At 54.5% G+C, this 15730-nt stretch carries 17 protein-coding genes and 1 riboswitch; of the genes, 10 read left to right on the plus strand and 7 right to left on the minus strand.

Annotated features, from left to right (window positions below; all coding sequences use genetic code 11):
- Positions 1–118: 118 nt before the first annotated feature.
- From WJU22_RS11245 to WJU22_RS11270, 6 genes are all read left to right on the plus strand, one after another.
- Positions 119–880 (plus strand): Rossmann-like and DUF2520 domain-containing protein, encoded by a 762-nt coding sequence (locus WJU22_RS11245; RefSeq protein WP_341843331.1) that lies wholly within the window; start codon positions 119–121, stop codon positions 878–880.
- Positions 881–959: 79 nt separating this feature from the next.
- Entirely contained in the window at positions 960–1481 is a 522-nt protein-coding gene (locus WJU22_RS11250; protein WP_341843332.1) for a 3-deoxy-D-manno-octulosonate 8-phosphate phosphatase, read from the plus strand.
- Between the two features lie 33 nt (positions 1482–1514).
- Positions 1515–2456, plus strand: a complete 942-nt coding sequence (locus tag WJU22_RS11255) for a geranylgeranylglycerol-phosphate geranylgeranyltransferase (protein WP_341843333.1) — start codon at positions 1515–1517, stop codon at positions 2454–2456.
- 1 nt (position 2457) lies between these two features.
- Positions 2458–3027, plus strand: a complete 570-nt coding sequence (locus tag WJU22_RS11260; RefSeq protein WP_341843334.1) for a Maf family protein — start codon at positions 2458–2460, stop codon at positions 3025–3027.
- An 82-nt stretch (positions 3028–3109) separates the two neighbouring features.
- Positions 3110–4009 carry a hypothetical protein gene (locus WJU22_RS11265; protein WP_341843335.1) on the plus strand — a complete coding sequence of 300 codons (900 nt, stop codon included), beginning with the start codon at positions 3110–3112 and terminating at the stop codon, positions 4007–4009.
- A gap of 364 nt (positions 4010–4373) precedes the next feature.
- Positions 4374–4967 (plus strand): hypothetical protein, encoded by a 594-nt coding sequence (locus tag WJU22_RS11270; protein WP_341843336.1) that lies wholly within the window; start codon positions 4374–4376, stop codon positions 4965–4967.
- Between the two features lie 77 nt (positions 4968–5044).
- On the opposite strand, the gene WJU22_RS11275 is transcribed toward WJU22_RS11270, so the two are convergent.
- From WJU22_RS11275 to WJU22_RS11290, 4 genes are all read right to left on the minus strand, one after another.
- A complete protein-coding gene (locus tag WJU22_RS11275) occupies positions 5045–5467 on the minus strand; it encodes a hypothetical protein (protein ID WP_341843337.1) in 423 nt (140 codons plus the stop codon).
- Positions 5468–5718: 251 nt separating this feature from the next.
- A complete protein-coding gene (locus WJU22_RS11280) occupies positions 5719–6621 on the minus strand; it encodes a hypothetical protein (RefSeq protein ID WP_341843338.1) in 903 nt (300 codons plus the stop codon).
- A 183-nt stretch (positions 6622–6804) separates the two neighbouring features.
- A complete protein-coding gene (locus tag WJU22_RS11285; RefSeq protein ID WP_126247278.1) occupies positions 6805–7989 on the minus strand; it encodes a homoserine dehydrogenase in 1185 nt (394 codons plus the stop codon).
- A 2-nt stretch (positions 7990–7991) separates the two neighbouring features.
- The gene (locus WJU22_RS11290) at positions 7992–9170 is read right to left on the minus strand and encodes a PLP-dependent aspartate aminotransferase family protein (RefSeq protein WP_341843339.1); all 1179 of its coding nucleotides are present in this window, start codon (positions 9168–9170) and stop codon (positions 7992–7994) included.
- Positions 9171–9380: 210 nt separating this feature from the next.
- Positions 9381–9493, minus strand: a riboswitch (SAM riboswitch).
- A gap of 121 nt (positions 9494–9614) precedes the next feature.
- On the opposite strand from WJU22_RS11290, the gene WJU22_RS11295 reads away from it, so the two are divergent.
- The gene (locus tag WJU22_RS11295) at positions 9615–11090 is read left to right on the plus strand and encodes a DUF2851 family protein (RefSeq protein WP_341843340.1); all 1476 of its coding nucleotides are present in this window, start codon (positions 9615–9617) and stop codon (positions 11088–11090) included.
- On the opposite strand, the gene WJU22_RS11300 is transcribed toward WJU22_RS11295, so the two are convergent.
- Positions 11063–11470 carry an OsmC family protein gene (locus tag WJU22_RS11300; RefSeq protein WP_126247272.1) on the minus strand — a complete coding sequence of 136 codons (408 nt, stop codon included), beginning with the start codon at positions 11468–11470 and terminating at the stop codon, positions 11063–11065. The genes WJU22_RS11295 and WJU22_RS11300 overlap by 28 nt on opposite strands.
- Before the next feature lie 164 nt (positions 11471–11634).
- On the opposite strand from WJU22_RS11300, the gene WJU22_RS11305 reads away from it, so the two are divergent.
- On the plus strand, positions 11635–12462 hold the full coding sequence (locus WJU22_RS11305) for a hypothetical protein (protein WP_341843341.1): 828 nt from the start codon (positions 11635–11637) through the stop codon (positions 12460–12462).
- A 30-nt stretch (positions 12463–12492) separates the two neighbouring features.
- Positions 12493–13386, plus strand: a complete 894-nt coding sequence (gene lipA, locus WJU22_RS11310) for a lipoyl synthase (RefSeq protein ID WP_126247268.1) — start codon at positions 12493–12495, stop codon at positions 13384–13386.
- Between the two features lie 162 nt (positions 13387–13548).
- Here lipA and WJU22_RS11315 read toward each other — a convergent pair whose 3' ends face one another.
- A complete protein-coding gene (locus WJU22_RS11315) occupies positions 13549–14268 on the minus strand; it encodes a hypothetical protein (protein ID WP_341843342.1) in 720 nt (239 codons plus the stop codon).
- 98 nt (positions 14269–14366) lie between these two features.
- Here WJU22_RS11315 and WJU22_RS11320 point away from each other — a divergent pair, with 98 nt between their 5' ends.
- Complete coding sequence (locus WJU22_RS11320; protein WP_341843343.1) at positions 14367–15275, plus strand: phosphodiester glycosidase family protein; 909 nt, start codon at positions 14367–14369, stop codon at positions 15273–15275.
- 3 nt (positions 15276–15278) lie between these two features.
- Here the strand turns inward: WJU22_RS11320 and WJU22_RS11325 are convergent, their stop codons facing one another.
- The gene (locus WJU22_RS11325) at positions 15279–15683 is read right to left on the minus strand and encodes an SdpI family protein (protein ID WP_341843344.1); all 405 of its coding nucleotides are present in this window, start codon (positions 15681–15683) and stop codon (positions 15279–15281) included.
- Positions 15684–15730 lie beyond the last annotated feature (47 nt).

The raw sequence follows: 15730 nt of genomic DNA on the forward strand, positions 1-15730 counted from the left end.
AATAGATAAGGTTAAATACTTGAATTCCAGCGTGCAACAGACGCCATATTATTATGTTATCTCCTTTTCGCCGAAAGACGCTTATATTACATATTCATTTTTACTTACATCGAACGCCATGGACATCGTCATTATCGGATCAGGGAATGTAGCGCATTGTTTTGGTCACCTCATGAAGCTGCACGGCCATCCTGTAAAGCAGGTGATCAGCCGTAACAAGGACAACGCCCGGGTGCTGGCGGAATCCCTCGGCGCCGAATCTTCCGGCGACCTGATGGACATTCATATGGAGGCAGACGTGTACCTCCTGGCCGTGGGAGACGATGCCCTCGCCCAGCTGAACAACGATCTCCGCCTGGGCCGCCGCATCGTGGTGCACACCGCGGGCGCCGTTCCCCTGTCGGCCATCGGCAATATTTCCACCAACACGGGCGTATTATACCCCTTGCAAAGCATCCGGAAGGAGAATAAGTCCTACCCCGAAATCCCCCTCATGCTGGAAGCCTCGTCTGACGAAGTGCAGAAGCGCCTCCTGGCCCTGGCTCAGAGCATCAGCGGCTCCATTTCCATCATGAACTCCGAACAACGGCTCCAGATGCACCTGGCCGCCGTTTTCTGCAATAATTTCACCAACCACCTCATCGCCCTCGCCAAATTCTATTGCGAACAGGAAGGGCGCGATTTCCAGTTGCTGGCGCCCCTCATCCGGGAAACTTTCCAGCGGCTCGACAAGTTCCCGCCGGAAAGCGTACAAACCGGCCCGGCGGTCAGGAACGACGAAAAAACCATGGCCCTGCACGAATCCCTGCTCGTCAATTACCCCTCCATGGCCCAGATTTACCCGTTGCTGTCGGAAAGTATTCTCCAGTTCCATAAATGATTGGCGGTCTCCCGATTAACGAATATTTTTGCGCACCGGCCCCCCGGCCGGCCAACGCAGAAACGACAGATTGATAGTTATGAACGTATTGGAACATTTTTCCCGCATCCGCACTTTCGTGTTCGACGTAGACGGTGTGCTGACCGACGGAACGGTACAGCTGCTGCCCGGCGGCGAACTGAGCCGTAAAATGAGCATCCGCGACGGGTACGCCCTGCAGCTGGCGGTGAAGAAAGGCTACCGGATCGCCATTATTTCCGGCGGAAGGTCGGAAAGTGTGGTATCGAGGCTCAACGGACTGGGGATCAGCGACGTGTTTACCGGCGTGGCCGACAAAGTGGAGAGGCTGGAGGCCTATGCCCTGGAGCACGATCTTGTTTGGGACGAGATCCTGTTCATGGGAGACGATATCCCCGATTACCGCGCCATGCAGCTGGTAGGGCTGGCAACCTGCCCGGCAGATGCGGCGCCGGAGATCAAATCCATCAGCCGTTACATTTCGCCCATCACCGGTGGGGCAGGATGCGCGCGCGACGTCATCGAAAAGGTGCTGAAGCTCAATGGCGACTGGCAGCTCGACGAGGGCATCAGCGCCAGGTAGCCCAATCCGAAATCACTTCCATAAAAACATATAATGACCCTTATCGCAGCTTTTTTCAGGATGATCCGGTATCCGAACCTGATCTACATCGCGCTCACGCAGTTGCTGTTGCAGTTTTGCGTGGTGGCGCCCGTGCTGCAGAAAAGCGGGCTCGAGCCCTCCCTTACCTGGCCGCATTTCGTGCTGCTCTGCATTTCCACGCTGATGGTGGCGGCAGGCGGCTATATCATCAACGATTATTTCGACATCAATATAGACCTGGTCAACAAGCCGGAAAAAATGGTGGTGGAAAAGATCATCAACCGCCGCTGGGCCATGGCCTGGCATACCATGCTCAACATGGCCGGGGTTTCCATCGGTTTCCTCGTGGCGTTCAAGATCGGCCAGTTTTACCTGGGCTTCATCCAGGTGATCTGCACCATGTTGCTGTGGTTCTATTCCACGTCGTTCAAGCGCCAGGTGATCATCGGCAATGTCGTGATCTCGCTGCTGACGGCGCTCAGCGTTGTGGTGGTGGGTTTTTACGAGAAACAGATTTATGAGAGCTTCGAGGCGATCATGTCGCCCGCAGGCCGGAAGCTCATCCAGGTCATCGGCATTTACGCATTGTTCGCGTTCCTGTTGTCCATGATCCGGGAGATCGTGAAGGATATGGAAGACATGATCGGCGACAGCAAAGACGGTTGCCGGACGCTGCCCATCGTTTGGGGCGTGAAGAAAACGAAGAATTTTACCATGGTGTTGATACTGGTGCTGGAATTACTGTTACTCGTGTTGATGGGCGTAACTTTTGCACGGGGTTGGTATCCCGCGGTGGGATATGTGGGCCTGTTCGTCGTTTTCCCGCTCGCGTGGTTCATCCAGCGGCCGTTGGCGAAGGCGTACCAGCCGGAGCATTACCATTCCATTTCCACCTGGATCAAGATCGTGATGCTGACCGGCATCCTGTCTATGGTGTTTTTTAAAATCATGTAGCATGTATTCCCGCAAACCCGTTATACTGGCCAGCCAGAGCCCCCGCCGCGCGCAACTCCTGGAGCAGGCCGGCATCCCCTTCGAAGTAAAAGTAAGCGCGGCCGACGAATCGTGGCCCGAAGGCATGCCGGTGCCCGAAGTGCCGGAGCACATCGCCCGGCAGAAAGCGAAGGCGGTGCAGGCCCATTACGGTGCAGACGATATCATTGTGGCCGCAGATACCATCGTGGTGCTGGATGGCGACGTGATCGGCAAACCGGCAGACCGGGCAGACGCCATCCATATCCTGGGCCGGTTGAGCGGCCGGGTGCATACGGTGATCACGGGCGTGGTGATCGTCCGCAACGGCGAGGAACAGGCGTTTTCACAGACCACGGAAGTGCATTTCAAACCGCTGACCACCGCGCAGATCGAGTTTTATGTAGACAACTACCAGCCTTACGATAAAGCCGGCGCCTACGCCATCCAGGAGTGGATCGGGGCCGTGGGGATCGACGGTATCAACGGCGATTTCTACAACGTGATGGGGCTGCCCATCAGCCAGGTGGCGGAACGGTTGGCGAAATTGTAATTAACCTTGCCTGACCATCACTTCGCCATGTAAACGATTTGCAACGATGATTTGATGATATTACATCCCTTACCTGATAAAAATGAAGTATAATTTCCCGAGAACTTTCGTGGCCGTGTTTGCGGCGCTGTTAGCCCTGGCGTCCTGTTCGCCCAACGACGATGTCCCGACGTTACCGGGAAACGAAAACGGCGATGACGTTTACCTGTACGGCTGGACGGAATCCGACCCTAACCAGCCCGCCGGAGAAATACGGTTGAACAAGGTGGAATACAATCCGAACCAGATAATCAGCGGGATCGTCCAGTTCGTAGATAAAACGGAAGCGGGGAAGCGATACACTTCAGAAAAGTTCATATACCTCGATAAGAAATTGGTAAAGCGCGAGTTGTACGATCAACATGATGTTCGAATTGATTACATCGACTACGAGTATAAAGACAACCGCCTTTTCCGGACAATATCTTATGGATTTGACGCAAATTCGCGGTGGTATTTGTCACACATAGATACTTTCCAGTACAATGCTTCCGGGCAATTAGCGGGCAACCTGGTATTTGTGCCGGGTGGCGACAGCTACGAAGCGGCACGTTATGTATTCGAATACAGCTGGGTCAACGGGAATGCAACGGAGATGAAACATTATCGCTGGGAGGGAGATCAGCGCATTCTGACCGGATACTTCAAATTTCTGTATGGCGGTGTCCCTAATTTCTATGGCCAGTGGTTCAAAAATAATTTGTTGGCCATGCGATATGGCGTGCCTGGTATCGATATTCATTACCTGAGCCACGATCTATGTACCGAACGTGTCAATCTGCATGTTCAGGCCTATGCTGCCGACTCTACACATTTCGTATATGCTTTCGATGAAAATGGATTACCGAAAACGCGGACAGAAACTTACAAATCTGTTACCCAGTCCGGTACTTATGGCTGGAGCCGGCGGCATACTTTCGAATTCAGGAAGCGGGTACAGTAAAATGGCAGTCCAGCTAAGTATCAGTATTACTACGCAAAAATGGCTTCGCGAAGCAGGAAGGAGACGCATTCTGTAATATTATTATATCTTCGCCAAGCTAACGCATGGAAGTTGACCGAACCCCGCGTGCCCGGAAACCGCGTTCAGACAACCGAATACCTATGAAGAAAATGCTACCCGCCGCGCTGATGATGCTGGCGGCATGCAGTAAAAAAGATGCACCAGTAACACCCCGCCCCACCGAACCCGTCTGGAAACTGACGGAAATCGCCGGAGCCGGTGAATCCACTTTTTTTACTACAACAACGCCGGAGAGCCCTCCGCGTGGACAACCCGTACCACCTCCGGGACAGACTCCTCAGCAGTGGCCTGGGCGGGCGGGAAGCTCGTTTTTACATATCTTTTCTTCGGTCAGCAGCAACGGATCGACCGCTCTTTCCTGTACACCGGCGATCGCCTCACCCGGGTCCAGTATCATAATTTCGATCATAGCGGCCAGTGGGCCGTCACCGACTACGATTCCCTCGTGTACAACGGCAACCGGCTGGCCGAGCTGCATGTCGTGAATGCAGGCGCCCGCAACCAGCTGTTCAAATTGTATTGGGAAGGAGGGAACGTAGCGCGCTGTGAAAGCTTCGACGTTATCGCCGAAACGATCGTGCTCACCGGCATCATCAAATATCAGTACACAGACCAACCTGCACTGGCGCGTGTTTTCCCGCCGTGGTGCTATTTCATCTGGACTGGCCGCGATTTTGCGGCCCTCAGTGAAAATGAGCGGTCGGTGGAAGAAGGGTCTTCGGCTATCGGCACCCTCCGCTGGCGCAATTCCTACGGGCACGCCTACCTTACGGGTGGACGGCTGGAAAGCATGAGCTGGCGGCGCGAAGATTTCTCTGCTCCCGCAACGGCCGACTTCGCCCGTCAATTCGCCTATCAACTTTATCAAACCCAATAACATCACCCGGTCCGTATACAACAAAAAAAACGGGAAGCACATGGCTTCCCGTTTTTTTTGTTGAGAAAATACTTTCATTAATACGCCGACATCGGCACGTTGGCGAATTCTACCGCATACGAGCCGGTGGGGCCGGAAGAAGGCATCGGCGGGCCGGAGAGCCAGCGGATCACCACGGTGCCGGATGTGGAAATAGTGCATTCCATCAGGCGGCCATCGGCCTGCACTTTGGTGCCGCGCACCCGGGTGGAGGAGGTGCAGCCGGTGATGGTACCGATCGCAACACCGGTTTCCCATTGGGCCTGGGTGTACGGATTGGTAGCGAAATAGTGCGCCGCGAAATTGATCATCGTATACGTGTACGACGTAGCCGGGTTGCCGGTCAGGGAAAGGCTGAAATTTGTCTGGGTAAACGAGCAGCTGAACCTGGGAGCGGGCACTTTTGTCTTAGCGGGCTGGATGGCGGAGCTTTCGGACGTGAAAACAGCGAACGCTGCCATAAGGGCGAAGGTTGCACAAACTTTTCTAAGCATAATAAAGGGTTTTTTGGGTGAGGAATTATGTAGTTACAAGATACTACCCAGATAGACATACATGTTTGCAAAGGCTACCTCATTTTTCAATGCGGACGGCGTATAGCCGACATGTTTATCCGGTAAATTAATATCCTCATCCGATAGATTTACATCATTGGCGGCAGGGCAAAAAAAGGGAAGCACCTGGCTTCCCTTTCATATCCGGTTAAAAGTTGCTATCGTTTGCTGTAACCGTAGAAGAAACCCCTCCGGTTTACGGGGCTTCCGGGCATGGAATGTGAGGTCTGCTTCTCGTTCATTTTAACAGGAAGGCCTTCCGTATTGAATTCCCAGGTACATTCCGCGGTGTGGAACGGTTCATTTTTATGGTTGATCTCTTCTTTTTTCAGAATAAGCCCCGAACTGAAAATGTGACTATAAGTGAAGGAATGCAACCAGTAATGGAACGCGATACCGCCGGTGATGTATGGATTGGACTTCCCTTCAAGATAAGTATGTTTGGTCGTAAATGTGCGGACGGTGTCTCGTGCACCAGGGCCGGTACGGTTATATGACCAAAGCTCGCTCAGATAGTTGCCATTCCAGATGCAGCGGGTATATTCATACGGGTTGCTGGCATAGCTTGTGTCGTCGAGGTAGATGGGCCGGTAGTTTTCGAAGGTATATTTCTGGACGGTGATTTGAGGGTAACCGGTGGTGTGGTAACTTTTGATGGATAGTGTATTTCCGGTAAGCGTCACATCAGATGAGGAAGTGATCACCATGGGCCCATCTAAATTTATCTTGCCTTTCCGAAGTACGCGCTTCAGCACTTCGCCTTCGTATACGAACCTGGTGGTGTATTTCGACGTGTCTCCGTGCTCGGCTTTGCGGGCAAAGGTGATCCGGTCCAGCGTTCCATTGGCGTTGTAGAGGAAGTACGTAGTATCCGAGGCAACGGGATTCATCTCTCCTTTATCAACTTCCCAGTCGAGCTGATAAGACGGTTCAACGGGATCGATGATCGGTTTCGGTACATCGGTGTCGTTCGAGGAACAGGCAGCGAGTGAAAGCAGTGCCGCAAATAAGGGAATTCGTGTATGCACACGGGTGCTGAAGGTCAACATGTTCTTAGTCATAGCTGTAAGGGATTGCGTTACAATGTTTATATTCAGATGCCAAGGTAAGGAATATATTGCCGGAATGAAAACGATCCTTGATGCGGTGAGGTGATTACGGTAACCCGCACACGCAGGGAGCGGGATAAAATAAACGGTCCACCATTACTGGCGGACCGTTTTTTTATCAATCAGTTGTGGAGACTATTGTTCCAAAACCAGCAGGTTCACATCTTTATTTTTCAACCATTTCGCTTCTTTCAGCTTCTGCAGGTTGATGGTGCCTACCACGTAACGGCATTCCGGGGATTCGTATTTCTCGGAGATGTTGTAGAACGAGGCGAGGTCTACCTGGTCGGGCGATTTGAAGCGCAGGTATACTTTCAGCTGTACATCGTTGGTGAACGAAGGTTGGTTCTGCTGTTTGATCTTTTTGTATTCGTAACGGTAATTGTAGAGCAGCGCCGAAATGTCGCTCAGCACGGCGGAGCCGGTGGCGGTGCCGCCCGCGCCTTTGCCTACGAAGAACTGTTTGTCGGTAAACGCGGATTCGAGGAGCACGCCGTTGTATTCGTTGTACACGTCATACAGCAGGTTGTGCTCGCGGATGAGGTGGGGGAGCACATAGGCGTTCACGCTGCCGTTCTGGCGGCGGCAATTGCCGATCAGCTTGATGGTGCAATTGCGCTGGCGCGCGAAGTTGATATCGAAATCGTTGAGGTGATTGATGCCGAAGTTGAACACTTCTTCGGGCTTCACGAAAGTGCCGAATGCGTGCAGCAGGAGGATGACGATCTTGAATTTGGGATCGTAGCCTTCCACGTCGAGCGTAGGGTCGGTTTCCGCGAAGCCGAGGTCTTGCGCCTGCTGGAGCGCGGTTTCGAAGCTGAGGTGCTCTTCGAATATTTTGGTGAGGATGTAATTGGTAGATCCGTTGCAGATGCCTTCCACGGCGTTGAGGAGGTCGTTATCGTAATATTCCTCCAGGTTGCGGATGATGGGAATGCTGGCGCAGCTGGAAGCCTCGTAGAGGAAGGGCACCTTGTTCTCTACCTGCAGCTGGTAGAGCGCAGGCAGGTTTTCGGCGATCATGCGCTTGCTGGCGCTCACTACGGCTTTGCCGTTGCGAAGGGCGGTGCTCACGATCTCGAAGGCGGCCTCGGTTTCGTTGATCAGCTCCACCACCACGTCTATGGTAGGATCGTTCAGTATCTCGTTGGCGTCTGTCGTGAAATAGCTCATGTCGATGGGACGCGGCTTGTTCGGGTCTTTGATACAGATTTTCTTGATCCGGGCGTTGATGCCTTTCGTTCTGTTCAGCACTTCATAGAGGCCCTGGCCAACACAGCCGAAGCCGAAGATGCCGAGATTGATAGTCTTCTGTTCCATATTTATTGCAGTACGGTAATTTGTTTGCCGATAGGCTGGTTAAGTTTATCTAAAGCTTGTTTGAGATCGTTGATAAGGTCTTCCGCGTCTTCGATGCCGATAGACAGGCGGATGCAGGAATCCTGAAGGCCTGCCTTGCGGCGGAACTCTTCCGGGATGTTGCGGTGCGTCATCGTGACCGGGTGGGCCAGCATGCTCTTCACGCCGCCGAAGCTTTCGGCCAGTTTGAAGAGTTTGGTGGTGTTGACGATGCGGATGGCGTTTTTGATCAAATCTTCCTTCAGCGAAAAACTGACCATGCCGCCGTAGGCTTTCTGCTGCTTCCGGGCGATGTGGTGGTTCTTGTGCGTGGCCAGGCCGGGGTAGAATACTTTATCGACCGCCGGGTGCTCAGCCAGCCAGTTGGCGATGGCCAGGGCGTTGGCGCACTGTTTTTCCAGGCGCAGGCTGAGCGTTTCGATGCCGCGGATGGTGAGCCAGGCTTCGAAAGGACTGAGGATGCTGCCGGAAATGTTCTGGTTGAACTTCAGCTGATCGGCCAGGGGCTTGCTGTTCACCACCACGAGCCCCGCAATTACGTCGGTATGCCCGGCCAGGTATTTGGAAGCGGAATGGATAACGATGTCTGCACCCAGGGGAATGGGCTTTTGCAGCAGCGGTGTGCTGAAAGTATTGTCTACCACCAACAGAATATTATGCTGCCGCGCGATCTTGCTGATGGATTTGATGTCGGATATCTTCAGCGTGGGGTTGGTAGGAGATTCCAGCCAGATGATACGCGTTTTCGGGGTGATCTTTTCGAGCACTTTGTCCGTATCGCTCATGTCCACGAAATTGACCTTGATGCCGAAGCGCTCGAACATGTGGTTGAAGATGGAGAAGATGCCTCCGTAAGTGTCTTCCACGGCCATGATCTCGTCTCCGCTCTTGAGGAGTTTCAGCACCGCGTCGATGGCGGCCATGCCGCTGGCGAACCCGAATCCGGCGTAGCCTTCCTCGAGGTTGGTGATGATGTCTTCCAGCACTTTTCTCGTAGGGTTGTTGGCCCTGGAGAATTCGAAGCCCTTGTGGATCCCGGGGCTTTCCTGCACAAAGGTGGACGATTGGTAGATAGGTACCGAAATCGCACCGGTCAGTTCGTCTACCGGGATGCTGTGGATCAATTGCGTAGATGGTTTCATCTGTGTTTGGTTTTGTTTGTCCGCTCCGGCATTCCCCTGCTGGCGGCGGGCATGGTTGATCATTGTTTTTACGAAACGGCCGTGCCGCAACGTTCACTGCAAACGTACAGGTTAAATTCACATTATGTCAGTCGGAAACAAAAAAGCCCTTCCGGGGGTTGGAAGAGCATATCGCTACATTATAGTTGCGCTACAAGGAAAATCTCTGCCAACTTATCTTTCCCCGTAATCCGGGGCCGGAATTAGCACCTTTTTCCCGCCGTGGGCGGAATTGGTTGCTAAGGCTTCACAGGGCCAGTACCCTCTGCCTTTCTGGATAAGTGATATTTAAGAACTGATCGCAAAGGTAAGGCGACGAAGGCCAGATTTCCAAATTCCTTCCGCGATTTTCGTTTTTGCTTTATTTTTTATGGTAAATTTTGAACGAAATCTAATACTTTTTTCATGAAACCGTTTGTTGACCCCCTCTGCCCGGAATCCCTCCTGCAGTTCATCTGGCTTTCCGGTAGGTTTAACACCGACCGCCTGGCCACCGTGGCCGGCGAGCCGCTCGAAATCCTCCATCCCGGCCAGCTCAACCGCCACGCCGGGCCCGATTTCTCCGCCGCCCGTATCCGCATCGGCCCGCTCCTGTGGGCGGGAAATGTGGAAATCCATTATCGTACGTCCGACTGGCTGCGGCACGGCCATCAGCACGACCGGCGGTACGACCGGGTGATCCTCCACGTCGTTTTCCAGCACGATGCCGATACGGGGAACATTCCCGTACTGGAGCTTCAGCCCCGCGTTCCCAAAATCCTGCTGCGGCGTTACCGCGCGCTGATGGACAATGCTGATGAGCTACCCTGTTCGCGCCTGCTGGCGCGCGTGCCCGACAGCGCCTGGGAAGACTGGCTTGCCCGGCTGGCTGCGGGGCGGATGGAGCGCAAGGCCGGCGTGTTCCTTGGCTGGCTGAAGCAAACCGGTTCCAACTGGGAGGAAGTGTGCCTCCGCGCCGTGGCCGCCTGCTTCGGCATGCCGGTCAACACCGACGCTTTCCGCGAGCTGATGGCCGCCACGCCCTGGCGCGTGCTGACGCGCATCCGCCACAGCGCCCTTTCGCTGGAAGCCCTGCTGTTCGGCCAGGCGGGCTTGTTGCCGGAGGATCCCAAAGAACCCTGGCCCGCGAAGCTCCAGGAAGAATACCGTTTCCTCTGCCGGAAGTACAGCCTCGAATCCATGGCGCCCCATGCCTGGCATTGGCTCCGGATGCGGCCCTCGTCGTTCCCGACCATGCGCATCGCCTGCCTGGCGGCGCTTTTGCACAAGGAGCCCCATCTCTTTTCCGCCATGCTCGACAATGAACGCCCCGAAAGCCTGGAAGCCCTCCTCACCGTTCAGCCCTCGGCGTATTGGGACGATCACTACCGGTTCGGGATACGGTCTGTCCGCACGGCTTCCATGGGCCGGCAGGCCGTGAGGCATGTGCTGATCAACGCCGTGGCGCCGTTGCTGTACGCCTACGGGCAATACCTGAAAAGCGAGGCGCTCCAGCGGCGGGCGCTGGCGCTGTGGCAGGCTTTGGGCGCGGAAAGCAACCGTATTCTGCGCGCCTGGGCGCGGGAAGGCGTGGAAGCGCGCTCGGCCGGGGAGTCGCAGGCGCTCATCGAGCTGCGGCAACAGTTCTGCGATGAGAAAAAATGCCTGGATTGCAGGATAGGAAAGGGGTTGCTGGGAGATGAACATTGGCTCGCGTCTGAGCTTGGCGAAGAAGCTGGGCCGGATTGGGGGAGGAAGATGCAGGGCTTGAATGGTGACACGAAAAAGCCGCCCTTCGCGGGGTGGCCGTATTCGTTTTCCGGAGAGACTTTGCAGGAGGTTGTAACCCCTTGTCCGGGAGCGCCGTTGTACGGTTACCAGGTGAAAGTCACATCCTGCTGAATGTCTGGATGGAGGCTTTTGGCAACGGGGCAGGTGAGGGCCGCGTTTTCAAGGATCTTGCGGGCGGTATCGTCGAGCCCGGCGGTTTGCGGCACCGCGATGAGCACTTTCACGCCGGTGATGCGGCGGGGATCGGTGCCCATGATCTTGTCGATGCTCACGGTAGTGCCGTCGATGTTCCAACCCTTGTCGCGGGCTTTGATGCCCATGATGGTGAGCATGCAGGAACCGAGGGCCGAAGCTACCATGTCGGTCGGGGAAAAACGTTCGCCTTTGCCGTTATTGTCTACCGGCGCATCGGTCTCGATAACGGAGCCCGAGCGGGGATGGGTAGCGGTAGTTCTGAGTTCGCCGTTGTAAAGGATGGCAGCGGTATGCATTGTAAATGAATTTTGATGTAAAAATAAGCGTATTTTTAAGAATGGCCGCCGGGTTCCGGGAATAGCGGACGGGCCGGGCAACTACGAACAAATTTGTGTATGTTTGTATAGGAATAAAACATAAAACGATATCCCGCGTTTAATAATCATAATTGCGCAACACGGTGAAAAAATTCAACACACTTTTACTCCTCCTGCTGGCTTCCCTCGCTTTGCACGCACAGTCTGACCGCTCCGACAAAAAAGCGGAAAGGGAACAAAAAAAGCTTCGGAAAATTTCCCTGTTCCGTGAGATCGAAGAAGGTGAAAACCTTTACAACCGCGAATTCTCCGGTGGCGCACGCCTCAATACCGACGGGTGGACGGGCTTCCTGGAGATGGGTTTCCGCAAAAGCGCATCCACAGTGAATTTCTTCCAGTTCGAGTTTTCGGAGAAGAAAGATCCGAAGCAAGACCGTTCCTCCACTTTCGTACCGGTAATGGGCTATTATATCAGCACTTCCCCTTACGTTTACGGTAAGATGAACAACTTCTACCAGGCCAAACTGGGCCTCGGCCAGAAGCGGCTCATCGGTGGCAAAGGCAATAAGAACGGGGTGGAAGTGAACGCGATTTATTACGGAGGGATTTCCGCCGGGCTCGTGAAACCCTATTACCTGGAGCTCATGAACGACGCGGGCGACCCGGATTCCCGGAAACTCCAGAAATGGACACCCGAAAACAACGACGAATTCCTCGACAAAACGAATATCTACGGCGCCGGCGGATTCTCCAAAGGCTGGGGCGAAGTGAAATTCACCCCCGGGCTCCATGCCAAACTGGGCTTCCGGTTCGACTGGGCCAAGTTCAACGACGTGATCTCCGCCCTGGAAGTAGGGGTAAACGCGGAATATTATACGAAAAAGGTGCAAATTATGGTGGATCAGGACGGTAAGTCCTTCTTTTTCAACGCTTATGTAGGTTTGCAGTTAGGTAAACGTTGGAATAAGTAACTTTGTACTTTATTAAAGAAAGGATTTGCGATGCAAGAATTACCCGTAATCGCCGCCGGACCGGCAGCGCCCAGAGTGAAAAAGCCCGATTGGCTTCGCGTGAAGCTGCCCATCGGAGAGAACTACAGGCAGGTCAGGAACCTTGTAGACACCCATAAACTCCATACCATCTGCGAAAGCGGCAACTGCCCGAACATGGGAGAATGCTGGGGTGCCGGCACCGCCACTTTCATGATCCTCGGCAACGTCTGCACCCGCTCCTGCGGTTTCTGCGCCGTTGCCACCGGCCGCCCGGAACCTGTAGACTGGGATGAGCCCCAGCGCGTGGCGGAAGCCATCTATCTCATGAAAGTCAAACATGCGGTAATCACCTCGGTTGACCGCGACGAGCTGAAAGACGGCGGTTCCATCATCTGGAACAATACCATCAAGGCCGTGCGCGCCCTCAACCCGGAAACCACCATGGAAACCCTCATCCCCGACTTCCGGGGCATCTGGGAAAACCTGGACCGCGTGATCGAAGCTGCTCCCGAAGTGGTATCGCATAACCTGGAAACCGTGGAACGCCTCACCAAGCAGGTCCGCATCCAGGCCAAATACCACCGCAGCCTAGAAGTGATCCGCCGGCTCAAACAAGGCGGCATGCGTACCAAATCCGGTATCATGCTCGGCCTCGGAGAAACGAAGGAAGAAGTGGTACAAGCCATGCAAGATCTGTACGATAACGGTTGCGACGTCGTAACCCTCGGCCAGTATCTCCAGCCCACGCCCAAACACCTCCCCGTGGTGCGCTTCGTGCATCCCGACGAATTCGCCGAGCTCCGCGAGATCGGTTACAACATGGGCCTCGACTATGTAGAAGCCGGACCGCTCGTTCGCTCGTCTTACCACGCCGAAAAACACATTTTCAGCGGCCGTAAATAAGGCAATCTGACATGTAAATAGTTACCCGGAGCCAGAAGGCCCCGGGTTTTTTTGTGCTTCGATTGAGTTCCAAACAACCTGTGTACTGAAGATTTTCGCGTGAATGCATGGATGCAAAACGCGTGAATTATCCATGCCTATTTCGGAAGGACGAATAACTTTTTAGTGATGATGCCCATGCGCATGATGATGTCCGTGCGCCGAGGTTCCTGTCTGCGCCGCTTTCGCTTCGAGCACGAAATCCGTCGTGTGGACGATACCGTGGATTTTGAACTGGATCCAGGCGCGGTAAATACCTTCCTGCGGCAGCTCCGCGTGTAACACGAAGCGCCCGTTGCGGACTTCAGGATGCACGTGCACGAAGGCTTTCGAATCCTGGTGGATGAGCACGGCGTGCGCTTTTTCACCCAGGTAGTTATCGATTTGCGCGGGATCGATGTGCGTTCCGTTTTTCGTGAGCTCGGCAGAAAACATGGCGTGTCCCTGGTGGAGGGGGCCATGATCGAGGTGCAGTTCCAGTTTGTATTCCCCGGAAACGGCCGTCAGTCGCGGATGGAAAGCGACCTGCGGTTGAGGGATATCTCCTTCCACCTCCAAAGCAAATTTATTGATCACCTGGTGCTGGCCTTCGGGAACATAATCGGCGAAAAGCCAGAATGGGCCGCCATGGGGGAGTGTTGTGTGTACGGAGAAGCTATCGCCGTTTTCTACGGGATGGATATGTGCGAAGAAAGTAAGATCGTTGTTGACGATGATGGTATGGATCTTCCGCTCATGGGAATCCTGCAGGCGGAAAGGCGTGGCCGTACTGAAGTGGTACGCGGTTTCGCGGCCGGCTATGATGGGTTTCGTTACGTTCAGGTGCAATTGGTAAGTGTTCATCGGGTGTGTGTTTTGTAAGGACAAAATTAGGGCACGTCCTGCCCGCGGGCTTTACAGATTCCGGGAAACTATTTACATAGTTTTTATATTTTTCGTTCATGAAACCACTGCTGCTTATCCTTACCATGCTTCCCGCCGCTGCCATGGCGCAACTCCGCTGGCAGCCCTCCTCCGCCGCCCACAACGAAGGCCTTCCTGAAGGGGCCCGCGTATATCAAACTACCGATTCCGTTTCCGGCCGTCCGTTCAGGGCGTTCTATCTCGAGATCGATCCCCGGGCAAAGGATCTCCGCCTTTCCGTCGAAGCCATTCCCGGAAAACGGTATACGCCCGTTCAGTACGACAGTATCCTCGGGCCTACCGCCCTCGCCATCATGAACACCACTTTCTTTTCGTTCAAAGACAACAGCAACCTGAACATCGTCGTGAAAAAAGGAAAAGTATTCGCCGTCAATCCCCAACCCGCGGCCGACGCGTCTCCCAAGCGCTACGTGACCCGCGGCGCCTTCGGGATCAACCGGAAGGGGGAGCCAGACATCGCCTGGGTATATAATGTCGGAAAGAAGAAAACGCCCTATGCATACAACGCACCCGTTACCGGCGCGGAACCTACCCGCCATTCACCCGCCGGCGCGCACCGCTGGAAAGTGCGGGAGGCCGTGGGTGGCGGCCCGGTGCTCGTGCAAAACGGCCAGCCTTTCATTACCAACGAACCGGAAGGCATGGGGAAAAGCATCGCTGCGCTGCATCCGCGCTCTGCGGTGGGTTACCGGGCAGACGGTACCATTTTGCTCATGGTGATCGAAGGGAGGAATAAAGGTGTGGCGGAAGGCGCCAATTTCGAAGAGATGGCGAAGATTTTTACAGACCTCCGTTGCGTGGAAGCCCTCAATCTCGACGGCGGCGGCTCGTCTGCATTATACGTGAACGATGAAAATACCATCAAACCCTCCGACCCCGCGGGCCAACGACCCGTACCGGCGGTGCTGGTACTGCACAAAAAATAACGATCACACGGCGGGCTTCTGGTTCCCGCCGTTTTTATTTCGCGGAAGGCCGTCTTCATCGAAGACCTGGAGCAAATGCCATTCCGTGAAGCCCGCCAGCAGCAGAGCCCCCACGATCACGGGCGTTACGGTCAGGTACAGGAAAAGCTCGGATTGCCGCCGGAAAACCAACCCCATCAAAATCCCGAACGGCACGAGGAGCCAGCCGAGCCACCGCGAAATATACGCGGCGTAACGGTTGCCTTCGTTCCAGGTGTCCTGGTTGATGGTGGAAGAAAAAGTACGGTAACCATACCAGGTTTTCATGCTGCGGGGAGGGTAGCGCCGGATCATGTAACCCATGAACAGGAACAGCAGTCCGGCCAGCAGACTGGCGTTACAGAAGGGGCTTTGTAAAATGCTGTCCATAAAAAAAGCGCGGCACAAAATGTGCCACGCTTATAAATACAATCGAA

Origin of the sequence: Chitinophaga caseinilytica, from assembly GCF_038396765.1 — a bacterium.
Taxonomy (GTDB): Bacteria; Bacteroidota; Bacteroidia; order Chitinophagales; family Chitinophagaceae; genus Chitinophaga; species Chitinophaga caseinilytica.